Raw genomic sequence first — 22,985 nt, forward strand, 5'->3', positions numbered from 1 at the left:
CACCACATAGGCTCTGCCTTGCCTAAATACCAAACAGACTGCTGCAAATTTAACCTTGAAAGGTCAACAGACCCTAGTATTTATAGGATAAATAACAATGAAAAAATCCTACGTTATTGTTTTAGTAATAATAGTTACCGGCTTGATGTGGTTTTTAGGTAAAGGCAATGCTAGTTATTCAGCTTCGCAAACAACAGCTAAAGAGCATAAAAAAACACCTGAATTTGTAGCTATGCCAGCAAAACCTAAGGTACTAGATGTTAAACCGAGCATAAAAAACATGCCTAAAGAGCAGCATGAGTTTAATGAAGATATAGCAAAAGCAGCATCGGCAGTCGCGCAGCAATATCAGCAAAGCTTAGCATTTCCACCTTATTCGCAACCTTTAACGGTATATGATGAAGACCGGCTTAAGCCAAATCAGTTTTTTCCGGTTACTAGCCCTGTAGGAGAGCAAGGGGGGGAGTTAACCTTAAGTTTATCTCAATATCGCTATGTCTATCCGCAAGCAATTGAATTAACCATAAGCGCACAAAATTTAGGTAAAGCACAGGTAACACTCAGTGATACGGATACCAAACAGCCGTTAAAAACACATAGCGGTGTTGCTCGTGACAATAAGCTAGCAATTACGTTTAAAGGTGAGGAAGACTATCCTCGTAATTTACAATTATTAGTTGAGGCCGACATTGCAGGTAAAATGGTCCCTGTGGTGGCACAAATACAATATATGCCGCCTAGTGCAACCCTAACTAGCTTTGATAGCGCGTATCCACGTAATGATAATATGATAGTGCCTGCTAATTTAACGGTTATAAAAAGTGGCTTATATCGCTTAAGAGCTAACTTATACAGTGGTAGTTCGCCATTAGCGCATTTAGTTGCTAAAGCACGTTTAAATGAGGGCAGCGAAAAAATTGATTTTAAAGCACATTGGTCTGTTTTGCCTAAGCAAACAAATGGCTTACGATTGAGTGACTTTGTTATTGAGCGTATGTCGCCAAGCCCAGGTGAGCGTAACAGCTTTGGGCAAAGTAAAGTGAGTGAGTTTACTATTGAAGATTTTGCTTACGATAGCTTACAGCAGCTACCTTATCAGGCGAATAAACAAGAATTGCAGAGTTTAGAGTTTTTACAAGGATTAGCTGCCGGTAAGTAGCAGCATAGAACAGAGTGAAGGGTTTGCATTACTGCAAACCCTTAAAAAATTAGCTTAAATTAATTGTAACCACGTCGGCTTGGTCTGTTTCATCTTGTTCACGATTAACCGGCGTTTTTGGTATATCTGGTTTATCTAACGCGATATCGCCACCATCAATAACGTCACCGGTTTGCAGATTAGCAAAATCAAACAATTGGTTATCAGCTAAATGCGAAGGTACAACATTTTGCATTGCAGTAAAAATACTTTCTATACGCCCTGGGTGCTCTTTATTCCATTGTTCTAGCATGTTCTTGGTGTGCTTACGTTGTAAGTTTTCTTGTGAGCCACATAAGTTACACGGAATAATAGGGTAGCCTTGACTAAATGCGTATTGGCTAATATCGGCTTCTTTACAATAAGCTAATGGGCGAATAACCATGTGCTCGCCATTATCACTCATTAGTTTAGCCGGCATACTTTTAAGTTTGCCGCCATAAAACATATTTAAAAACAAGGTTTCTATCATGTCATCGCGGTGATGACCCAATGCGATTTTAGTAGCGCCTAGCTCTTTAGCCGTACGATATAAAATACCACGGCGTAGACGAGAGCAAAGTGAGCACGTTGTTTTACCTTCAGGAATAATATCGGTAACAATACTGTAGGTATCTTCTTCGACAATTTTGTATTCAATATTTAAATTATCAAGGTATTCAGGCAGTACATGCTCAGGGAAGCCTGGTTGTTTTTGGTCAAGGTTAACCGCAAAAAGATCAAACTTGATAGGGGCAACACGCTGTAAATGTTGCAGCATATCGAGCATAGTGTAACTGTCTTTTCCGCCAGATAAGCACACCATGATACGATCACCTTCTTCTATCATGTTAAAATCCATGACAGCTTGACCTGTGAGGCGACGTAAACGCTTTTGAAGCTTATTTAAGTTGTGTTGAGCTTTGGCTTGAGCAGAATGAGACACTACGCCCCCTTATAAACAGTACGGCAAAATTAATTGCTAAAAATAAAGGGGCGTATTATATGCCATATGTAATATCACAGCTACAGCAAACGTTAACTTTCTGCGAGTGGACTTACATAGCCATCAGGTTTCAATGCAAGTACATCACAATCGAGGCTGTCAATAACATGCTCAGCGGTGTTACCCACTAATGCAGCACTTAAGCCGGTACGTCCCACAGTGCCAATAACCACTAACTCACTATTTAAACGATTTGCAACATCCGGTATCACATCTTCTGGCAATCCCTCTTCAATAAAGCATTGATCAGAGGTTAGGTTAAACTCATTAGCTAATTCATTGGTTGATTCAATGTGATGTTTTTTAACTGATTCGTTGTAAAGCCCAGGATTAAATTCTGGGATTTCTATGGCAATATTTACCGGTGTAGCAGGGTAGGCATTAACTAAGTTAAGTTTAGCATTAGCGAGTTCACATAAAAATTGTGCATCTTTAATTATGCGTTTATTAAGTGATAGGTGTTGCTCATTTTCACTGACTGCATTCACAGCAGCTAAAATATTACCTTGTGCTGGCCATTGCATATCTTTAACAAATAGAACGGGCGTTGGGCATTTTCTAACTAAATGCCAGTCTGTAGGAGTAAAAATAACCGCTTTTAGTGCGCCATGTTGATGCGTACCTTTGATAACCAAGTCGTATTTATCATTGATAACGGTATTAATTATTGCCTCGTATGGGCGATTATGCCAAATAACTTGCGTATCTATATTTATATTTTGATAAGGAGAGATCAGCTCTTTAAGCCATAGCTCACGATCTTTAAGGACGGCTTGACGCATTGCTTCACGTTCATCGCCTGATAGCATAGTAGTCATTTCGTAAGAGAAATCGTAAACCGTCATAAATGCGGTAATGCTCGCACCCGACTTTTTGGCTAAATCTATTGAACGCGCGAGGGCATTTTGATCGTCTTTAGTTGGATCAATAACCGCGATAATACGTTTAATCATTTCCATTGTGCTACTCCATTCACTTAACAGTTATACATTCAGTGTAACGCAAATACACAACAGTTAAAGGGGGAAGCACTAAGATTATTGTTCTATATCAAGAAATAAAGTTTCTCTAATTTTAAAACTCTTTATGTTGAATAAAAGCATGAAGGGCTTTATAAAAATTTAATTATTCTCAGGTTTTATTAAAGTGTTATCTTCTACAGTGAACCCACTCATTTTTTTCACAAAGCCCACTTCAGGTAGTAAGTTATAAACGTTATCTTTAATGGTAGAAAACAGATAACTCTTTCCACCTCTACTGAATAAGTTAATAAGATACCAATATTTTTTTTCAGGATAAACGGTCATATCAACGTTAATAAAGTGATTGTTATTGATATAAATGCCTCTTACGTATTTATCATCTATTTGCTCGTCGGTTACATCTGACTGTATTCTAATGCCTCCCTTAGAACGTAAAATAGTATTGTGAGTAAAATAAATACTTCCCCAATTAAAAGGCTCCGTTACACTTCTTGGTTTATTAGGGTAAGCATTGAGGATAAACTTATCACTGTCTATAAAAGTATTAGCAATAATTTTTACGTTAGAGTAATAAGTAATTTCTATAGCAGTGCCTTTGGTGTTTTTGAAAGTGTTATATCTTACTAGAGCTTTTGATACAGGTTTAACCGTGGCAAATTTCAATGATCCCTTCAATCCCTCGAAAATATTATCTTCAACTGTAATATCATGCGTACCTCCATAGTTATTATTCCACGGGTGAGTAGTTGTTACTTGTGTGACATTTTCAAAGTAATTATTACGAATATCAATTCTGAAAGAATTTATATTCGTATCATGGGATGATAAGTGTGAAGATGTCGCTCTTATAGCCGCATCACCAAAATCATAAAAGTGATTATGTTTAATTGAAATATCTTCGGAGCCTGCAAAAAGGATACCTTGCTCACCCCAAAGATAATTAATTTTGTCTATCGTTAACCCTCTAAAAATAAAACCATTAATTTCTATGAAGCGTGAATTATAAAAGGATAAAATATATTCTCCTTCAAATTGGTAACACTTTTTTAGTATAACGCCAGCATTAGCGGTGATAGTAATGTTACTAAGGTTTCTGACGATAATAGCTGAACATATATCGTAAACTCCTGGTTTGTCTATTTTAAGCTCAGAGTTTTCTGCAGTGTTTAAAATCAAGTCTTTTAGTGCTTGTGAGTCATCAATGCCATCATCGGGGATCATTGAGCTCGATGCTTGACTGCTAAATAAAATACTTAAAGAAAGAGTGATAAATAGAAATAAAGAATAAGGCATAAGATTGTCCTTCTATATAAGAGTGTAATAGGACGTAGTTGCTTTTATGTTAGAAAATGAGCCAGATAAGTAATTATCTTCATCGACTCTTAAAAGTGAATGGTTATTACCTCTACTCAAAGTGTTAGTAGAGGTAGAGCATAATTGCAAATAATTACGCTCCAATTCAGGGGTGGATTAATTTTAAAATGAGAAGCTATTATTAACGTGGTTTTACAATTGCGGCTGTTTTCGCAAGCGCGTCATTATCTAAAATAGTAATAAACTTACCTTCTACTTTGATTAAATCTGCTTTTTGAAAACGGCTCAATAAACGGCTAATGGTTTCAACAGTTAAACCAAGGTAGTTGCCAATTTCACCGCGGGTCATGGTAAATCTAAATTCTTTACGTGAAAAACCACGTTCACCAAAACGCTCTGATAAATTATAAATAAAACTCGCTAGGCGCTCTTCGGCAGACTTTTTATTGAGTAATAACAGCATTTCTTGATCGTAGGTTATTTCACTACTCATTAAGCGCATAATTTGTTGGCGTAGCTTAGGCAACTTACCAGCGAGTTCATCAAGGGTATCAAAGGGGATTTCACATACCATTGAGGTTTCTAGTGCTTGAGAAAAGCTTTGGTGCTGCATTTTATTAATGGCATCAAATCCAACAAGGTCGCCAGCTAAATGAAAGCCGGTAATTTGTTCATCGCCTTGCTCAGACAAGGTATACGATTTAAATGATCCCGAACGAACCGCAAAAATTGCATTTAAAGGCGCGCCCGATTCAAATAAGTAGTCACCTTTGTGTAATGGTTTTTTTCGCTCAATGATCTCATCAAGTTTATCCATTTCTTGGCCATTTAAAGAAAATGGTAAACATAACTGGCTAATACTGCAGTTATTACAGCTAATGGCACAATTACCTTTAGCACGACTTTGAGAAAAATCCATAAGTTCAATCCGTTAAATTTCTATGCACGACATATTATAATGTTAATGCACTAGCTTATCTGTTGCAATGATCAGAAGGTAGATACCATACCAAATGATAACACTGCCTAATGTTATTCGTGTCCATGGGTGATTAAAAAGCGTATTTAGCTTTTGTGCAGCCATACCTAAGGTGATCATGGCAGGAAATGTGCCTAGGGCAAATGCCAGCATAACTAAAGCACCATTAATGGCACTGCCACTAGTCATTGCCCAAGTAAGTGCAGAGTATACTAAACCGCACGGTAACCAGCCCCATAACGCGCCATAACCAAGGGCTTTAAAAGGCGAATCAATAGGCATTAAATATTTATTAAGTTTAATTAAATGCTGCCAAATGAGGGTTTTACCCAGTTTTTCGAGCCACTGTAAGGTGGCGGCTAAGCGCATAATATAAATGCCAACCAGTAACATAAAAATACCGGCTAAAAATGACAAAAATAATGAAAAAGCAGAGTTTTGCGTAGCAAACTGGCTACTAATACCCGCAACCAGGGTTCCTGCTAGCATATAACTTAAAGCTCGACCGCTGTTATAAGCTAGAGAATATAACCACGTTTGACGTTTATTGCTGGCAAGTTGTAATGAGCTGGCAATACCACCACACATAGCAATGCAATGACCACTGCCAATTAAACCCATTAAAAAAGCGCTAACAAAAATAGGGTCAATCATTACTTTTATTGTGCTGCTCTTTGTCGTCTTCAAACAAAATACTGTGGCCTTGTTTGTTTAAATCAGAGAATTGCTCGCCTTTTACAGCCCAAAAAAACACGCCAATAGCAATTAATACAAACAAAATAGCAATAGGAACTAAAATATAAATTATGCTCATAACTTTAATAGCCTTAGTGAATTACATATCACAATAATTGAGCTGGCAGACATACCAATAACCGCCATCCACGGCGCAACTAAGCCCATAGCAGCAAGCGGTAATATTGAGCCATTATATAATAAAGAAAGTGTTAAGTTTTGTTTAATTATACGTCGTGTTTGCTTGGCAACGGTTAATAAATGCGAGACGGAGGCTAAGTCACTGTTAAGCAATACAACATCGGCACTGTTTTTAGATATATCGGCACCGGTTTCCATGGCGATAGATAAATGGGCACTGGCAAATACTGGGCTGTCGTTTACGCCATCACCAACCATAGCAACAATTTCACCTTGCGATGACCAGTGATCAACGGCATTTTGTTTATCTTTTGGACTGCAACTGGCTTGCACTGAGTTAAGCTTTAACTTTTTAGCTACTTTGGCACCCGCATCAGATGCATCACCAGTTAGCATATGGCAACTAAGGTTAGCCGCTTGTAAAACATTAATTAGCTTATCGGCATCGGCTTTAACTTTATCTACAAAGTAAAAGCGTGCAACAGCCTGCTTGTTTATGTAAAGCGTGGCCTGTGCGTTGGTTTTCTTTGTATCAAACCAACCACTTTTACCAATAGCGTAATGGGTATTATCAAACTGAGCGCTTATCCCAATGCCTGGGTGGAGTTGTACATCGTCAAATTTACGTTGCCCTTTAAACTCCTTAAATGCACTGGCAATAGGATGTTCAGAGTAACTTTCAAGCTGGGCTGCAATATCAAGAATTTGCTCTTTGCTGTAGTTATCATCAAGTATGTCAACCACGTCGAGGCTAAACTTACCTTTTGTAAGCGTACCTGTTTTATCAAAGGCAAATAAAGTGAGCTTTGATAGGGTTTCGAGCACATGCGCTTGCTTAATTAATATGCCTTTGCGGGTTAAGGTTGCTACAGCACAGGTTAATGCGGTTGGAATTGCTAAACTTAATGCGCACGGGCAAGTGGCCACTAACACCGAAATAGTGATCCAAAATGCAACGTCAGGGTCTACCTGATACCAACCAATCGCAGTTATAGAGGCAAATACCAGTAATATAGCAACAAACCACTGCGCCACTTTATCGGTAATTTCAACTAGCCTTGGGCGTTTTGTCAGGGCATTATGTTGCAGGCGAATAATTTGATTTAGCAGGGTGTTTTGGCCTAGCTTATTGATTTTTATTTCAATTATACCATCATGATTAACCGTGCCTGCATACACGTTATGATCAATGTACTTTCGTACTGGTTGATGTTCGCCGGTCATCATCGACTCATCAACACTGGTACTGCCTTTAACTAATATGCCATCAGCAGGAATGGTTTCGCCTGCCTTTATTAACACAATATCGTTAAGTTTGAGTTTTTTGGCGGCAATGATGTGCTCATTACCGTGTTCATCGAGCGTACGGGCAGTAAGGGGTAACAACTTTTGCAAGTTAGCAGTGAATTCACTGGCTTTTAAACGCGCTCTAAATTCTAAGTATTTACCTAGTAAGAGTAAAAAGGTGAACATACAAATAGATTCAAAGTAAACTTCGCCTACTTCCATTACGGTGGCATAACAGCTGGCGCCATAAGCACCAAAAATAGCTAATGATACTGGTAAGTCCATATTCAGCTGCTTTGCCTTTAAGCCGTTAATTGCGTTACTTAAAAAGGGCAGGGCGCTGTATAAAATGACTGGAGTGGCTAGAATTAAACTGATCCATCTAAAGTACTGTTCAAAGTTGCTATCCATTCCAGAGAACATGCCGAAGTACATTGCAAAGGCAAACATCATTACTTGCATGGTCATCAAACCTGCAACACCGAGACGACGAATATATGCTTTAGCGGTTTGTTGCTTTTGCTGGGCTTCTAAATCTGATTGGAAGGGATAAGCTTTATAGCCTATTTCAGCCAATGAGGTAATTAGCTCACTTAAAGGCGTGGCACTTTTATCCCAGTGGATCATGGCACGATTTGTTGAGGTATTTACATCAACGCGTTTTACCGATTTAAGGCTCAATAATTGCTTTTCAATTAGCCAGGCACAGGCGGCGCAGGTTATACCTTCAACACTCAATAATACCTCAGAGTTGTCGTTGTGCGTACTAATAAACTCATCTTGGATATCTTCATTGTCATAACTTTTAATAAAAGCGAGCTGTTCAGGAACCAGTTGTTCTACTTTACCAGCGCTAACAGTGCGGTATTTGTAGTAGTCGGTCATTCCTTGGTCAATGATGTTTTGAGCAACCGCTTGACAGCCAATGCAACACATTGGCTCAGCGGTATTGTCTATAATAACGTGTGCGTCAAACCCTGCTGGCACACTTTCAAGACAATGAAAGCAATTTTTAGACATACTAAATACTACTTATAATTAGGAGTAACTAAAACGGTGGCTGTGGTTGGTAAAGTAATACTTTCTTTCATTTTCCAACTAGCATCAACAGGCTCAATAAACACTGAGTAAGCACCAGGCGTGTAGCTTTCTAATAATGCAGTAAACTCTTGATTAGCATTTGGAGTGAGGGTAGCTTCAAAATCATGAGCTTTTATGGTGCGATGAAAAAACGATAATTTTAGCGCGTGGATATTACTGGTATCGCCTTTAGTAAATTTAAAGCTTACTCGCTCATCAGATACATTTAGGTCACCATGTAAATACAAGGCTTTTGCTTTATCAAACTTAATCAGCTCTAAGTTGATTGCTTTGCCTTTTTTATAGTAATCGTCCACAACCATATCTGGGCCGTTACCAATGGCTGTAATAAATAAACTAATGCAGCCAATAATTGCAGCTAATGGAAAGAAGATTAAAAACCAAGGCCAAAAATTTTTATACCACGGAGTCGGTTGCATAGTCGCTCTAAAATTAATTAATGTGCGGCTATATTATAATAAATAGAACGAAAAGACTAAAAAAAAGCCTCCGAGTGGAGGCTTTTTTGATCTGTATTAATCTATTGAAATAAAAAGATTAAAACTGAAACGTTTTGTTAACTTTATCGTTATTTATCTTGCGATAAGCTGTAAACGTAAGCAGTTAATAGGTGAATTTTATCTTCGCCTAAAATCTCTTTCCAAGCAGGCATTACACCAGCACGGCCATGGTTAAGTGTTTCTTCAACAGCACGTTGAGAGCCACCGTATAACCAAATGTTATCAGTTAGATTTGGTGCACCAAACGGTAAGTTGTGCGCAACTGAGCCTTTACCATCTGCACCATGACAAGCTGCACACATCGCAAATTTCGCTTTACCTGCATCGGCATCTTTTTGGTTTACAGTACGACCAGATAGGCTAAGTACATAAGCTGTCATTTCTTTAACGCCTTGCTCACCTAATGCATCACCCCAAGGTGGCATTGCTGCAACACGGCCTAAAAGTAATGTTTCTCTGATTTTGTCAGGTGTACCACCGTATAACCAATCTTTGTCAGTTAGGTTAGGGAAGCCAGTACCACCTCGAGCATCAGAGCCATGACATTGCGCACAGTTTTGAGCAAATAAGCGCTGACCAATTTCAACCGCTAGTTGACCTTGCGTTTGCTCATGTTTACTACCGTTCTCTAGTGCTACTTGTTGTGCTGCATCACCAGCAAACTTAGACTCTACTAAATCAGTAACAGAGATTTGTGCCAATTCATTGAAAATTGGGCCAAAACGCTCTTCAGCAGCGCGATATTCTGCATCTAGCTTTACAAAGCGGCCATCTTCTTTAGCATCAATGACTGCTTCTTTCGATTCAGTTAAAGAAGTAACACCTTGGTTTGAGCTGGTCCACTTTGCTAAGCCTTCCCAGTTACCTAAACCTGGATAAGCTGCTAAGTAATAAACAGACCATACAAACGTTGCGAAGAACATGTAAGTCCACCATTTTGGTAGTGGATTGTTTAATTCTTCAATGCCGTCAAACTCATGTCCACAGCTTTCACCTTCTTTTACGCCTACATAGTTTTTTAAGTTCCAAACTAGTAGACCAAAGATAATGATTAAGCATGCAAGGGTTAATACAATAACCCATATACTCCAAAAGCTAGTCATTTCTCAGACCCCTTTTCCTCATTAGAGAGTGTATTGTTGTGTTTTTTTTCATCTTCAAATATGACATTAGCAGCGTCTTTAAAACGACTTTTACTGCGCTTACTATATGCCCATCCAACAATCACAATAAATAATACTAAAATTACCAGAGTCAAAATGCCTCTGTATGTCCCGTAGTCCATAATAATCTACTTCAAATGTGTGCCAAGTTGTTGCAAATAAGCAATAAGGGCTTGCATTTCTGTTGCACCTTTACCGTCATTCATTGCGTCAACTTTAGCAATGTCAGCGATTAATTCTTCATCACTACCGTAACCTAAACCATCATAACGGTCTGTACGGCTATCGATTCCAAAAGCATCACGGAAAATTTTAAGTTTTTTCAGAGTCAAGCTTGTATCAAGCGTGGTCTCTGCTAACCAAGGGAATCCTGGCATGTTCGACTCAGGAACCACGGCGCGTGGGTCAACTAAGTGAGCATAATGCCAATCATCTGAGTAACGCTTACCTACACGTGCAAGGTCAGGACCAGTACGTTTAGAACCCCAAAGGAAAGGGTGATCCCATACTGACTCGCCCGCTACAGAGTAGTGACCATAGCGCTCAACTTCATCACGAAATGGACGGATCATCTGTGAGTGACAGTTAGCGCAACCTTCACGCACATAAATGTCACGACCTTCAAACTCTAGCGCATTTAACGGGCGTAACCCATCAACTGGTTTAGTTGTGTCGTCTTGGAACATTAGCGGAGTAATTTCTACCAATGCACCAAAGCTGATTGCGAAAACAGTCAAGATGGCCATAAGGCCGATATTTTTCTCGATAATTTCGTGTTTATTTTGCGAATTTTTATTGCTCATTATCTGACTCCGTTATGCTAACTGCGCTTGTTCATCAAGTTCTAGCGAGTTATTTTTCGCTGAAACTGTACGATAAACGTTATAAGCCATAACCAGCATACCTGTAACGATGAATACACCGCCTAAGAAACGCATAACATAGAAAGGATGAGAGGCTTCTAACGACTGAACAAAGCTGTACATTAATGTACCGTCAGAGTTAACTGCACGCCACATTAGGCCTTGCATTACACCTGAAATCCACATTGCAACAATGTATAAAACAACACCCACAGTGTGTAACCAGAAGTGTGTATTGATTAATTTAATGCTGTACATACGACCTTGCGAGAATAACGCAGGAATAAGGTGGTAGATAGCACCGATAGAAATCATTGCAACCCAACCTAGTGCACCTGAGTGTACGTGACCTACAGTCCAATCTGTGTAGTGCGATAACGCATTTACAGATTTAATTGCCATCATTGGGCCTTCAAACGTCGACATACCGTAGAAAGACAATGAAACCACTAAGAAACGAAGTACTGGGTCAGTACGTAACTTATGCCATGCACCTGAAAGTGTCATAATACCGTTGATCATACCACCCCAAGACGGCACGAATAAGATAATAGACATCACCATACCTAAGCTTTGCGTCCAATCAGGAAGCGCAGTGTAGTGAAGGTGGTGAGGACCTGCCCAAATGTAAAGCGAGATAAGAGCCCAAAAGTGAACAACCGATAAACGGTATGAGTAAACTGGACGACCCGCTTGCTTTGGTACAAAGTAATACATCATACCTAAGAAGCCAGCAGTAAGAAGGAAACCAACAGCATTGTGTCCATACCACCACTGAACCATTGCATCAACCGCACCGGCGTAAATTGAGTATGATTTAGTTAGTGAGACAGGAACAGCCATGCTGTTAACAATATGAAGTACTGCAACAGTAATAATGAAACCAGCATAGAACCAGTTAGCTACATAAATATGAGCCACTTTACGTTTAGCAATAGTACCCATAAATACAACAGCGTACGTTACCCAAACAACAGCAATTAAGATATCGATAGGCCACTCAAGTTCTGCATACTCTTTAGAACTTGAAATACCCATAGGTAAAGTAATGGCTGCAAGAACAATAACTAACTGCCAACCCCAAAAGGTGAAGGCGGCTAATTTGTCTGAAAGAAGGCGCGTTTGACATGTACGTTGTACGACGTAATAAGACGTCGCAAAAAGAGCACTTGTACCAAATGCGAAAATTACTGCGTTCGTGTGTAACGGACGAAGTCGAGAGTAAGTTAACCATGGTGTGTCAAAGTTAAGTGCTGGCCAAGCTAGTTGGGCAGCAATCAGAACCCCAATACCCATGCCAACGATGCCCCAAATCACTGTCATAATAGCGAATTGGCGTACAACTTTATAATTGTACTCAGTTTGTGATGCTACTGTTTGGCTCATTTTCTGGCTTCCGCTGCAATAAATGCGTTTAGAAATGAATTACCTACTTGTTAAAGTAGGACCTACTATTATTCCAAAGTATACTATCTAAACCCCACAATATGTGGTTGTTAAAGATAATAATCTCAAGAAATACTTGTTTTTTTTGCGGTTGAAATGATAAATTTTTTGGCCTTAAAAAGATAGGTCAATTGCGTAATAATATGACATCAATCAAACTTTATTGAGTTGCTGTCTATTTTTTGAGGTGATTTGTACCTTACTCACTCATTAAAGCCGATAATCAACCAACTTGCCCTAAATGTTGGGCCCATACATTAGATATTTGAGAACCTGCATGTATATATATAGAGTATGCTTACTTTCTTTTCTATTATTTTTACTAGGTTGTGACTTTTCTGGATCAACATCAACAGCAAAAGTAAGCCAATCGCAAACTGAGTGTAAAAATAACAAACCATGTCATTTTGAAAATCAAGTTAAGGTTTGGTTAAGCGAAGAAATCTTATCACCAGAGACACCGTTTTCAATTTATGCTCACTTACCTAATGATCTAACAATAACAGCGGCTAAATTGGAGGGAGTAACTATGTATATGGGTTACATTCCATTGCAGTTTACTAAACAAGATAATATTTGGTTAGCCGATACTATGGTTGGTATTTGCTCAGAGCAAAATATGGTTTGGAAATTAGTGCTCACTGCAGTTAATGAAAGCACTTCGGTTAACCAAACGGTTGAATATTATTTTAATGTTACTTACTAAAATGTTTTAGTATTCAATTATTCATAATCGCACTATTTTTTGTGTAACACACTCCTGAGGCATAGTTTCTTTCCTAGCCGATGTTAGGGTCTGTTTTATGCTCAGCATAAAAAAGCTACATTCATTACTAAGTTAAAGCGCTGGGACTGTAAGCGCAATGATACCCAATAATCAAATCTGATCAGCGCTATACCAACATATGCAATAAAATACTTTTCTTCTATTACACCCTCGTTTTGCTATTACTCCTTTATAGGTATAGATCTAGATTGAAACTCTCAATAAACATAAAATTTGCACGATTAAAACTTTTAGTAAAAAAATTCAGACTAAATAAACAATCTACTTGCATAAATATGGTTAGTAATTAACACCTAGTTTTACCGTTTTAATAATGAGCTGTGATTAACATGTTAATTTACCTATTAAGGGCACATCAATGATTAAATTACATTTGATTACAAACTCCATATATTTGATTTCACCTATGTTTTTTATGTGATTGCGCTTGGTTAAGTTCATGACTTTTATCTGTTTTTATTAATTAACAATGAAACATGCTGTAACCTTTGTCCCTTTCATGGGGTACCTTAATTTTGGCTGTTTATATAGTGATCTTCCGTTAAGTTTTCGTTCAGTTAAAGGCGCCTAAGTTGCCCCCGCTCACTCAAAATTCTCATAAAAGTGAGCGTTACCAATTTAGGTAAATTTCAACAAGTAGGGTTCATCCATGAAAAAATCAACTCTTGGTTTAGCTGTAATTGCAGCAATCCCAATGTTCTCAAGTGTTCAAGTTTTAGCTGCAGACGAAGCAGTAAAGTCAATTGAAAAAATTCAAGTAACGGGTTCTCGTATCAAGCGTTCAGACATGGAAAACGCAAGCCCAGTTACACTCATCGGTGCTGATGACATTCAAGCTATGGGTGCAACAAGTATTGATAGTGTTTTACAAAAAATGACCGCTACGGGCGGTGCAATGACCAACCCAGGTATTAATAATGGTTCGGGTGGCAACCGCACGTATCGATTTACGTGGCTTAGGTGCTAACCGTACATTAGTACTTGTTAATGGTCGTCGTATGATTGCATCAGGTACTGGTGCAGCATCAACGGTTGATTTAAACACCATTCCGGTTTCGATGATCAAACAAGTAGAAGTACTTAAAGATGGTGCATCTGCTGTATACGGTACTGATGCGGTAGCAGGCGTAGTCAATATTATCTTAAAAGATAATTTTGAAGGCCTAGACATGAACGTAAATTCTGCAATTACCGGTGAAGGCGATGCAACAGAAAACTCTATAGATTTTACTGTGGGTAGCTCTTTCGATAAAGGTAATATCGTTATCGGCATGCAGTACACAGATCGTGGTAAAGCATCACAAGCAGATCGTGACTTTTCAGATTGCCCAATCGCAGAAGATGCAAACGGGTTAAACTGTAACGGTGGTTCTGTTTATGCTGAGGGTGGTCACATTTGGCAAGACAGTACTACAACAGCATTAAACGATAAAGGCGAAGAAGTTAGCGTTGGCTTAGCACAAGGCGACAACGGTTTAAGTGGTCAAGGTGGTCTACACCCATTTACTGATGCTGATCGTTACAACTTTTCACCAACAAGTTACTTATACACGCCAATGGAGCGTTTAAATTTAACGGGTATTGCAACTTACGAAATTAGTGATGATACAAGTTTATTCGCTGAGTTCACTTACACCAAGCGTTGGTCAGAGCAGCAAATGGCACCACAACCTGTATGGTTTGGTTTTAAATATGATGAATCAATGGGTGACTCACTTCTTGGTCAATCATACACAAGTAAAGTAGACCGTAACGGTGATGGTTACGCAGATGTAGATGCTGATGGTAAATACATTACTGAATCTGCAAACTATGCGTACGGTGATGACCTTTTCTACGGTCGCCGTATGTCTGATACTGGTCCACGTATTTTTGAACAGTCAGTTGACACTGTTCGCGCCGTTGTTGGTGCTGAAGGTTTTGTAGGCGATTACTCTTGGGACGTTTCAGCGAACTTCGGCCGTAACGATTCGGTTGATAAGTTAAGTAACTTACACAACATGGGTGCGATCGGCGATAGTATTTTACGTACCGTAGATGGCGAAGTTGAGGGCACATTTAACCCGTTAGATCAGTCTGCTTGGACTTCAGAAGATTTCCGTAAAAATGTATACACAGAAGTAAATAATGGTGGCAGCCAGTTATTCATTATCGCGGCATCTGTTTCTGGCGAGTTATTTGAATTACCTGCAGGTTATGCAGCATTTGCTGCGGGTGTAGAGCGTCGTCAAGAAAAAGCGTGGTTCACACCAGATTCACTAACTGCGCAAGGCCTTGCAAATGACCCTATGGTTGAACCAACAGCAGGTGGCTTTGATGTAAACGAAGCCTATGTTGAATTTGCGCTTCCACTACTAACAGATGCACCATTTGCGCAAAATGTAGAGCTTAGTGCCGCTATTCGTGCATTCGACTACAGCACGTTTGGTTCTGATAATACATGGAAATTAGGTTTAACATGGAAAGCAAATGATGAATTAATGCTACGCAGCGTTGTTTCAACGGCTTTCCGTGCTCCAACGGTTTCAGAATTATACTCAGGTAACTCTCCATCATTTAATCAAGTTGAATTCCCTGGTGCACAAGAGCAGGCTGAAGTAACTGTTGGTGGTAATGATGCATTAACACCAGAAGAAGCTGATACATTTACTGCGGGTATCGTGTATGAACCGCAGTGGTTTGATGGTTTCTCAATGACACTTGATTACTACTCAATTGAAATTGAAAACGCAATTGCAACTGTAGACAATCAATACATTGTTGATCAGTGTTTAGCTGTAGACACTAATGCAGGTTCTGCACTATGTCAGTCAGCAAATGTAAATCTAGACTCTACGGGTCGTATTACTTTTAACAACCAATTACAAAACATTGGTTCTGAAAAGACATCGGGTGTTGATTTAAATCTTGCATACAGCTTTGAAGCAGTAGGTCTTAACTGGAAAGCGGGCTTAGATACAACTTACTTAGATGAATATGTTGTAGAAGTAACTGGTTCTCCTGTTGATTACGCAGGCTTAGTAACATCTGGTTCAGGTGGTTACGCAGATCTTAAGTCAAACCTAACCATTAATGTGTCTGGCGATAACTGGGATGCACAATACCAAATGCGTTACATCGCGGGTATGGATAGCTACGCATGTCTAAATAAAGACACGTGTTATGCACCTACAACACCATCAGTTATCTATAGTGACCTAAGTGGTAGCTACCTAGTAAATGATACTGTTTCTCTTACTGCAGGTGTAAACAACTTGTTCGATAAACAGCCTCCTTACTACACTGGTAACAATGATTCAAACACTGACCCGTACACATACGATGTACTAGGTCGTCGTTTCTTTGCAAACGTAAACGTTAAATTCTAATTTTAACTAATTAGAATCACTAAAAGGCCTAGTTTTTACTAGGCCTTTTTTGTTGAACAAAATTAAAGAGGCACGTAAACTCAGGTAAGTAAAATTAGGAGGCACCATTGTTAAAGCAAGACGAAAACTTATCGTTTGTTATTGAACCGCAATTATCACCGCGTGCAGAGCAGCGTCTCGATCTTTATTTTTCTATCCCAAATGAAATGGGAATTAATGCACAAACACTCAGCGAAGAGTCTTACTTTAATAACCAATTTAAATCTTTTGTAGCCTATAACGCGAATAACATTCACCTTCCATTAGTGCGAAGCCGCTTTGTGAGTAAAAACAAAGGTGAGCAGCAAGACTACCGACAAAATTTAAATTTATATTGTTATCAAGTACGTCTCGCCATTGATGCTGATATTAAAGATGCGTTAAAAATTCAAGAAAGCGATGAATTTTATCAACGGGCCATGGAGCTTTGCGAGCAAAGCCAAAGCTTACTCAGAAAACTCAGACGTTACACCCCAGATAACGAAAAGCTGATCCCGTTTTATACCAATGCTGATAATTATCTAAGTTGGCAAATTGAACAAACTTTTTTAAAGCTGCTTGATGAAGGGCCGCGCAGTAGCGATCACGCAAAAGAGCGAAATGACTTATTAAACTTTTGTAAGTCAGAAAGTGACTACCGAGCAGAGCAACAATATAATTCTGACTCAACACTTAAAGACGCCAACAGAATCACTAATAAAATGCGCCTATTGCAGCGTTTAATAGAGCATGGTGTGATTTTGCAGCGCCAAACCCGTTATCTTAATAGTTATTTAAAACGCTTGGTAAAAGGCTCTGTAACAGCCGTTATAATGGCTTTTGTGATGGTGGTTATTTTAAATGCACGTTCTACCTTTACTGAAATAACCGCTTCACTGATTTTGATTTTAGGGGTTATTTACGGGTTAAGAGAGATATTTAAAGAAGATATTACCCGTATTATTTGGCGTGCTATTGTGCGAGGACGGCCAAAATGGCGCTTTATTTTTAAAAACAGTATTACAAAAGATAAAGTAGCGAGCCAGTTTATTTGGTTAGAATATACGCGGTTTAAAAAAATCCCTAAAGAAGTTAGGAAAATTTTCTCTAAGCGTCGTCAGCAAAATAAACAGGCGGCGCAATGGCTGCATTTTGCTAGTGAAACGCGGGTCAGTGCTAAAGAATTTTTGCCAGGCTACGATAGCTTACAACAAACATTGCAATTTAATCTTGCACCATTTGCACGTTATTTAAAAAAGGGGGAAGGGAAGCTCTACCATTTAGAAAATAATAAAATCTCTAAGCAAGGAGTTGAAAGACGCTACCAATTAAATATGGTACTCGTTCAGACTGAATCTGATAATGCGCTGTATCAGCGCTATAAAATCACTTTAAATCGCAGTAAAATTGTTAATATAGAGCTGATTTACACCAGCGACAGTAAAAAAGAGGAATAACACAGGTTATTCCTGTTTTTACTTAAACTAAACTATTTATCCGTTAGTCCTTTTTTGCTGTATAGCGTTACTTTGTCTGATACTAAGGTAATTTCGATATTTTTAGCGTCATTACCCCAAGTACAGCTGGTATGCAGTGTTTTTTCTACACAATTATCAGCACTGCCTAAAAGAGCTTCAACTTCTGTTTTATCCATACCTATTTTAATCTTTTCGTAATTTTCTAAGCTTACTTTTGAGCAAGCTGCAAGACTGAGTGCTGCAAAAATAATAAAAAGTTTCTTCATTGCTACTTCCTTTGAAATGAGTATTGTTAATGATTAAATTTTCGAATTTGCACAATCATCCCTATACGAGGGTGATCAAAATAATGAATGTCTTCACTGAACACTCGTCTAAACTGTGAAAAGCGGGCTGACTCTAGATCGCCATTGTTACGTCTTTCATTTATATCAAAGTGTGCATTAATGAATAAGTAATGGCGCAAATGTATTTTGAATAGGCCATCTAATTCCCATTTCATTTCGGGAGATTGAACTTCGTCAAACAGTGGCTCAGGCGTATTTATTAAGCTAATAAAATCAGAATCTGCGTAGCTAATCGTGGTGTTCATATTGTTTTTTAATTGGCTGCCTGCAAACAAGTGAATGCTAGGCGAACGTGATTTGCTCGCACCTTCAAATCGCCACCCGGTATGCAATAAAGGAGTTAACCCTTTACGGTCTAGGGCTTGACGTTGTGATTCAAACTGCAACTGCTCAGGGGCTAACAGGTAAGTTTGCTCCATCGTCTCTTGTGCAGGTGCTTGAGGGATCACTGGCAGTACATCGTAACTCTTGACATAATCAATGCTGTCGTTACACGCTGCTGACTGAGGGTTTGAGTTGACTAGAGTGTCAGCAAAGGTACGCTTTTGAAAACGCGGATCGCCGTTTATACATGCGTCCATTGCTTGGCTTTTATAAACAGGGCTTAGTAAATCTAAGGTGTTTTTATCTTCAATGGCGTCGTGCTTTAAGCTAAAGTCTTCTTGTAGGTATGGGGCAAAGGGTTGTTTAAATATCAACACTTCTACTTCAAACCAACGCTCTGCAAATGCAGTACTACTAAACAAGCAGCATAAAACAACCAGCGATTTTTTCAGCAACATTAATGGCTAACCTTTTTTTCGAAATCTGCAATCATAGCAGTGATCATTTTTAAGCGTTCACGGGCATTCGCCTCGCTAATGGCAAAGCGTAATTTATTTGCGCCATCCATCTTATAAATATGTGGCGCACTTTGTATCAAACCAATAATGAAGCTAGGATTAACCTTAGTATTTTGACTAAACTCAAAGTAGCCCCCTTTCGGGTTAGCCTCTATTTTGGTTATGCCTAAATTACTCGCTTGCATCTTTAGTTGTTGTAAACTAAATAAGTTTTTAGCTGCATCGGGTAATAAACCAAAGCGGTCTATTAATTCTACCTGCAGCTCATCAATATCAGCAAGGTTAGCACAACTTGCTACTCGCTTGTACATACCTAAACGCGCGTTAACATCATGAATATAATCATCAGGTAACAAGGCAGGTAACTTTAAGTCTACTTCTGTTTGTTTTTGTAATAGATTTTCAAGGGTTGGCTCTTGACCATTTTTAAGTGCGTTAACGGCTTGCTCAAGCATTTCCATGTATAAATTAAAGCCAATGGTTTGCATTTGCCCTGATTGATCATCGCCTAATAGCTCACCCGCACCACGAATTTCTAAATCATGAGTTGCTAAGGCAAAGCCTGCACCTAAATCTTCCAATGAGGCAATCGCATCTAAACGTTTTTTCGCATCTTTAGAGAGTGCCTTAGGGTTACCGGTAAGTAAATAAGCATAGGCTTGGTGATGGCTTCTACCCACACGTCCGCGCAACTGGTGTAGCTGAGCAAGACCAAGTTTATCGGCTCTATCCATAATTATGGTGTTTGCTGTGGGCACATCAATACCAGTTTCAATAATCGTGGTACACACAAGGACATTGTATTTTTGATGATAAAAATCAGTCATTATTTGCTCTAGCTCTTGCTCTCGCATTTGACCATGTGCAGAGGTTACTGTTGCCTCAGGCACCCATTCACTAATTTCTTGAGCGACACGTTCAATGGTTTCTACGTTGTTATGTAAAAAGTATACTTGGCCGCCACGTTTAATTTCACGTAGTACCGCTTCGCGAATAAGCTCTTCGTCGCGTTGGCGTACAAAGGTTTTAACCGCTAAACGTTTAGCCGGTGGAGTGGCAATAATTGATAAATCACGCATGCCACTCATCGCCATATTTAATGTACGCGGAATAGGGGTTGCGGTCAGAGTGAGTATGTCTACATCAGCTCTCAGAGCTTTAATTTTTTCTTTTTGACGAACCCCAAATCGGTGTTCTTCATCAACAATTAACAGGCCTAAATCTTTAAAGTTGATATCTTGTTGAATCAATTTATGAGTGCCAATAACCACATCTAGCTTGCCATCATTCATTCTTTCAAGGGTTTCTTTTTGCTCTTTGGCCGAATTAAAACGCGATAGCACCCCCACTTCAATTGGAAAATCAGCAAAGCGGTCTTTAAAATTATCGTAGTGTTGTTGAGCAAGTAGGGTGGTAGGGACTAAAATAGCCACCTGCTTATTATCGTTAACCGCTACAAAGGCTGCCCGCATAGCTACTTCGGTTTTACCAAAACCAACATCACCACATACTAAACGATCCATGGCTTGTTTTGACTGCATGTCACCAAGTACCGCTTCAATGGCGTTACGTTGATCATCTGTTTCTTCAAACGGAAAGCTATCACTAAATTGGCGATAAGCTTGGCCATCAAGCGTAAACTTATTACCAGGCTTAGCCTGGCGTTGTGCGTAAATATCGAGTAACTCAGCAGCCACATCACGGACTTTTTCAGCGGCGCGTTTTTTTGCTTTATCCCAGGCATCAGAGCCGAGCTTATGCAGTGGCGCACTGGCCTCTTCACCCCCAGAGTAACGACTAAGCATATGAAGTGCCGATACTGGCACATACAGTTTTGCTTCACCTGCATAAGTAATGGTCACAAATTCAGTCACCACACCGGCGGCATCAATCGTTTGCAGCCCTTGATAACGGCCCACACCATGGTCAAGGTGCACAACCGGTTGTCCTTCTTTAAGCTCTGCTAAGTTACGAATTAACGCGTCTTGGCTTGCTTCATACTTGTGCTTACGGCGTCTGCGTTGTGATACTTTGATCCCAAGCAATTCTTGCTCGGTAATAATGCTCAAGCTTGGTTTAGTACTAAGCACCACACTTTGCTCAAGCGGACTGACAATTAAACCAACGTCATTACTGCTGTTGGTAAACTGCTCAAAGCTATCAAATTCTTTAAATTTTAAGCCACTGGGTTTTAATATACTCAGTAATGATTCGCGTCGACCGTCCGACTCAACACTAATAACCACTCGGCCTTTTTTCTTTTTTTGCTCAGCTACATAGTTAATAAATGCATCGTAGGGTTGATGTTGTTTATGATCGATGCGTACATTGGGCAATTCATTAACTGCGAGATTTTTATTGCCCGCTTTTGTGCCTAACTTTGCTTGCGATAGACGAATGCGGCCATAATTGCCTAAATTAGAAAACAGCTCATTAATTGGCTGATATAACTCATCGGGTGGTAATAGTGGGCGTAGAGGATCTACACGGCGGTTCTCATAGCGTACATTAACATCGTGCCAAAAGTTATCTGCTGCATGCTCTAAATCTCCTAATTGCATGACGGTTGTTGAGTCAGGCAAGTAGTCGAAAATGGTTGCTAAGCCTTCAAAAAACAGCGGCATGTAATATTCTATACCTGCTGGCCAATTGCCTTTGCTGACCTGCATGTAGACAGAGTCTTGCTCAGCACTTGCGCCAAATTTTTCACGATAGCTTATTCTGAAACGTTCAATATCTGATTCGTTAGTAGGAAACTCATGAGCAGGTAGTAGCTCAATTTTTTCTACTTTTTCGTCTGAGCGCTGAGTTTCCACATCAAATAAACGGATGGTATCAAGCTCATCATCAAAAAAGTCGAGCCTAAATGGATGCTTACTCCCCATGGGGTATAAATCAACAATTGAGCCGCGTATAGCGTACTCGCCATGCTCCATGACTTGTTGCACATGTAAGTAACCCGCTTGCTCTAAATTGTCCCGCAGGGCATGGGTATCTAATCTGTCGCCTACTTTAAAATTCAGCGTTGAGCCGTATATAAATGATGCTGGGGCAGTGCGCAGCATCAAGGTTGATACCGGCACAATGAGCACGCTTTGTTGCTCTTTTTTCAGTGTATTGAGTGTTGCTAAACGTGCTGAAATAATATCTTGGTGGGGCGAGAAGTGATCATAAGGCAATGTTTCCCAATCTGGAAAAACCATTACTGGGTTATCAGGCAGCAAGTACTCTAATTCTGTTTCAAGGCGCAGAGCACTTGGTGTATCAGGGGTAACAATTAACACTAAGTTGTCTTGCTGCTTAACACCTTGTGCAATAGCAATGCTTAAGCCACTGCCTAGAAGTTCGCCCCATTGAATTTTATCTTTTTGAGATTTTACCCAAGGCAAGGCTGCCCATTGCTCAAACGCCATTAATTACTCCATTAAATTAGGCTCTTAACGAGTAAGA

General features: G+C 39.4%; 18 protein-coding genes and 1 pseudogene. 4 read left to right on the forward strand and 15 right to left on the reverse strand.

Annotated features, from left to right (window positions below; translation table 11 throughout):
• Positions 1 to 97 precede the first annotated feature (97 nt).
• Positions 98 to 1,159, forward strand: a complete 1,062-nt coding sequence (locus tag QL989_RS13125; RefSeq protein ID WP_138607090.1) for a hypothetical protein — start codon at positions 98 to 100, stop codon at positions 1,157 to 1,159.
• A gap of 49 nt (positions 1,160 to 1,208) precedes the next feature.
• Here QL989_RS13125 and ttcA read toward each other — a convergent pair whose 3' ends face one another.
• The 12 genes from ttcA to ccoN all read right to left on the reverse strand — a co-directional run bounded on the left by ttcA (position 1,209) and on the right by ccoN (position 12,635).
• The gene (ttcA, locus tag QL989_RS13130) at positions 1,209 to 2,123 is read right to left on the reverse strand and encodes a tRNA 2-thiocytidine(32) synthetase TtcA (RefSeq protein ID WP_290170732.1); all 915 of its coding nucleotides are present in this window, start codon (positions 2,121 to 2,123) and stop codon (positions 1,209 to 1,211) included.
• 92 nt (positions 2,124 to 2,215) lie between these two features.
• On the reverse strand, positions 2,216 to 3,142 hold the full coding sequence (uspE, locus tag QL989_RS13135; RefSeq protein ID WP_290170733.1) for a universal stress protein UspE: 927 nt from the start codon (positions 3,140 to 3,142) through the stop codon (positions 2,216 to 2,218).
• 162 nt (positions 3,143 to 3,304) lie between these two features.
• Positions 3,305 to 4,459, reverse strand: coding sequence for a right-handed parallel beta-helix repeat-containing protein (locus QL989_RS13140; protein ID WP_290170734.1), 1,155 nt, complete (start codon positions 4,457 to 4,459; stop codon positions 3,305 to 3,307).
• Positions 4,460 to 4,661: 202 nt separating this feature from the next.
• Positions 4,662 to 5,399 carry an FNR family transcription factor gene (locus tag QL989_RS13145; RefSeq protein WP_010389589.1) on the reverse strand — a complete coding sequence of 246 codons (738 nt, stop codon included), beginning with the start codon at positions 5,397 to 5,399 and terminating at the stop codon, positions 4,662 to 4,664.
• Between the two features lie 42 nt (positions 5,400 to 5,441).
• The gene (locus QL989_RS13150) at positions 5,442 to 6,113 is read right to left on the reverse strand and encodes a sulfite exporter TauE/SafE family protein (protein ID WP_290170735.1); all 672 of its coding nucleotides are present in this window, start codon (positions 6,111 to 6,113) and stop codon (positions 5,442 to 5,444) included.
• Positions 6,106 to 6,273 (reverse strand): cbb3-type cytochrome oxidase assembly protein CcoS, encoded by a 168-nt coding sequence (ccoS, locus tag QL989_RS13155; protein ID WP_008109812.1) that lies wholly within the window; start codon positions 6,271 to 6,273, stop codon positions 6,106 to 6,108. Before ccoS ends, QL989_RS13150 begins: the two co-directional genes overlap by 8 nt.
• The gene (locus QL989_RS13160; protein WP_290170736.1) at positions 6,270 to 8,642 is read right to left on the reverse strand and encodes a heavy metal translocating P-type ATPase; all 2,373 of its coding nucleotides are present in this window, start codon (positions 8,640 to 8,642) and stop codon (positions 6,270 to 6,272) included. Before QL989_RS13160 ends, ccoS begins: the two co-directional genes overlap by 4 nt.
• A gap of 8 nt (positions 8,643 to 8,650) precedes the next feature.
• Positions 8,651 to 9,142 (reverse strand): FixH family protein, encoded by a 492-nt coding sequence (locus tag QL989_RS13165; RefSeq protein ID WP_010389596.1) that lies wholly within the window; start codon positions 9,140 to 9,142, stop codon positions 8,651 to 8,653.
• Between the two features lie 149 nt (positions 9,143 to 9,291).
• The gene (ccoP, locus tag QL989_RS13170) at positions 9,292 to 10,326 is read right to left on the reverse strand and encodes a cytochrome-c oxidase, cbb3-type subunit III (RefSeq protein ID WP_290170737.1); all 1,035 of its coding nucleotides are present in this window, start codon (positions 10,324 to 10,326) and stop codon (positions 9,292 to 9,294) included.
• The gene (locus QL989_RS13175) at positions 10,323 to 10,508 is read right to left on the reverse strand and encodes a cbb3-type cytochrome c oxidase subunit 3 (RefSeq protein ID WP_010389598.1); all 186 of its coding nucleotides are present in this window, start codon (positions 10,506 to 10,508) and stop codon (positions 10,323 to 10,325) included. Before QL989_RS13175 ends, ccoP begins: the two co-directional genes overlap by 4 nt.
• Before the next feature lie 6 nt (positions 10,509 to 10,514).
• Positions 10,515 to 11,189, reverse strand: a complete 675-nt coding sequence (gene ccoO / locus QL989_RS13180; protein ID WP_138607038.1) for a cytochrome-c oxidase, cbb3-type subunit II — start codon at positions 11,187 to 11,189, stop codon at positions 10,515 to 10,517.
• A gap of 12 nt (positions 11,190 to 11,201) precedes the next feature.
• Positions 11,202 to 12,635 carry a cytochrome-c oxidase, cbb3-type subunit I gene (gene ccoN, locus QL989_RS13185; protein WP_010389600.1) on the reverse strand — a complete coding sequence of 478 codons (1,434 nt, stop codon included), beginning with the start codon at positions 12,633 to 12,635 and terminating at the stop codon, positions 11,202 to 11,204.
• A 337-nt stretch (positions 12,636 to 12,972) separates the two neighbouring features.
• Between ccoN and QL989_RS13190 the strand changes: the two genes are divergently transcribed.
• The 3 genes and pseudogenes from QL989_RS13190 to QL989_RS13200 all read left to right on the forward strand — a co-directional run bounded on the left by QL989_RS13190 (position 12,973) and on the right by QL989_RS13200 (position 18,325).
• The gene (locus tag QL989_RS13190) at positions 12,973 to 13,401 is read left to right on the forward strand and encodes a hypothetical protein (RefSeq protein ID WP_178955716.1); all 429 of its coding nucleotides are present in this window, start codon (positions 12,973 to 12,975) and stop codon (positions 13,399 to 13,401) included.
• Positions 13,402 to 14,131: 730 nt separating this feature from the next.
• Positions 14,132 to 16,850: pseudogene (locus QL989_RS13195) on the forward strand (TonB-dependent receptor).
• A gap of 107 nt (positions 16,851 to 16,957) precedes the next feature.
• The gene (locus QL989_RS13200) at positions 16,958 to 18,325 is read left to right on the forward strand and encodes a hypothetical protein (protein ID WP_198522988.1); all 1,368 of its coding nucleotides are present in this window, start codon (positions 16,958 to 16,960) and stop codon (positions 18,323 to 18,325) included.
• A 32-nt stretch (positions 18,326 to 18,357) separates the two neighbouring features.
• Here the strand turns inward: QL989_RS13200 and QL989_RS13205 are convergent, their stop codons facing one another.
• The 3 genes from QL989_RS13205 to mfd are packed head-to-tail and all read right to left on the reverse strand — an operon-like array spanning position 18,358 to position 22,948.
• Complete coding sequence (locus QL989_RS13205; protein WP_178955722.1) at positions 18,358 to 18,612, reverse strand: DUF3862 domain-containing protein; 255 nt, start codon at positions 18,610 to 18,612, stop codon at positions 18,358 to 18,360.
• A gap of 26 nt (positions 18,613 to 18,638) precedes the next feature.
• Positions 18,639 to 19,475: a peptidoglycan binding protein CsiV gene (locus QL989_RS13210; protein WP_178955724.1), complete on the reverse strand. Its 837-nt coding sequence runs from the start codon at positions 19,473 to 19,475 to the stop codon at positions 18,639 to 18,641.
• The gene (gene mfd, locus QL989_RS13215; protein WP_055011778.1) at positions 19,475 to 22,948 is read right to left on the reverse strand and encodes a transcription-repair coupling factor; all 3,474 of its coding nucleotides are present in this window, start codon (positions 22,946 to 22,948) and stop codon (positions 19,475 to 19,477) included. Before mfd ends, QL989_RS13210 begins: the two co-directional genes overlap by 1 nt.
• Positions 22,949 to 22,985: the final 37 nt, after the last annotated feature.

Origin of the sequence: Pseudoalteromonas sp. APC 3224, from assembly GCF_030407535.1 — a bacterium.
Classification (GTDB): domain Bacteria; phylum Pseudomonadota; class Gammaproteobacteria; order Enterobacterales; family Alteromonadaceae; genus Pseudoalteromonas.

Excerpts from the sequence above, each read along its gene's own strand:
- QL989_RS13125 (WP_138607090.1), top strand. The coding sequence starts at position 98 with ATGAAAAAATCCTACGTTATTGTTTTAGTAATAATAGTTACCGGCTTG.
- uspE (WP_290170733.1), bottom strand. The coding sequence starts at position 3,142 with ATGGAAATGATTAAACGTATTATCGCGGTTATTGATCCAACTAAAGAC.
- QL989_RS13140 (WP_290170734.1), bottom strand. The coding sequence starts at position 4,459 with ATGCCTTATTCTTTATTTCTATTTATCACTCTTTCTTTAAGTATTTTA.
- QL989_RS13145 (WP_010389589.1), bottom strand. The coding sequence starts at position 5,399 with ATGGATTTTTCTCAAAGTCGTGCTAAAGGTAATTGTGCCATTAGCTGT.
- QL989_RS13150 (WP_290170735.1), bottom strand. The coding sequence starts at position 6,113 with ATGATTGACCCTATTTTTGTTAGCGCTTTTTTAATGGGTTTAATTGGC.
- ccoS (WP_008109812.1), bottom strand. The coding sequence starts at position 6,273 with ATGAGCATAATTTATATTTTAGTTCCTATTGCTATTTTGTTTGTATTA.
- QL989_RS13160 (WP_290170736.1), bottom strand. The coding sequence starts at position 8,642 with ATGTCTAAAAATTGCTTTCATTGTCTTGAAAGTGTGCCAGCAGGGTTT.
- QL989_RS13165 (WP_010389596.1), bottom strand. The coding sequence starts at position 9,142 with ATGCAACCGACTCCGTGGTATAAAAATTTTTGGCCTTGGTTTTTAATC.
- ccoP (WP_290170737.1), bottom strand. The coding sequence starts at position 10,326 with ATGACTAGCTTTTGGAGTATATGGGTTATTGTATTAACCCTTGCATGC.
- QL989_RS13175 (WP_010389598.1), bottom strand. The coding sequence starts at position 10,508 with ATGGACTACGGGACATACAGAGGCATTTTGACTCTGGTAATTTTAGTA.
- ccoO (WP_138607038.1), bottom strand. The coding sequence starts at position 11,189 with ATGAGCAATAAAAATTCGCAAAATAAACACGAAATTATCGAGAAAAAT.
- ccoN (WP_010389600.1), bottom strand. The coding sequence starts at position 12,635 with ATGAGCCAAACAGTAGCATCACAAACTGAGTACAATTATAAAGTTGTA.
- QL989_RS13190 (WP_178955716.1), top strand. The coding sequence starts at position 12,973 with ATGTATATATATAGAGTATGCTTACTTTCTTTTCTATTATTTTTACTA.
- QL989_RS13205 (WP_178955722.1), bottom strand. The coding sequence starts at position 18,612 with ATGAAGAAACTTTTTATTATTTTTGCAGCACTCAGTCTTGCAGCTTGC.
- QL989_RS13210 (WP_178955724.1), bottom strand. The coding sequence starts at position 19,475 with ATGTTGCTGAAAAAATCGCTGGTTGTTTTATGCTGCTTGTTTAGTAGT.
- mfd (WP_055011778.1), bottom strand. The coding sequence starts at position 22,948 with ATGGCGTTTGAGCAATGGGCAGCCTTGCCTTGGGTAAAATCTCAAAAA.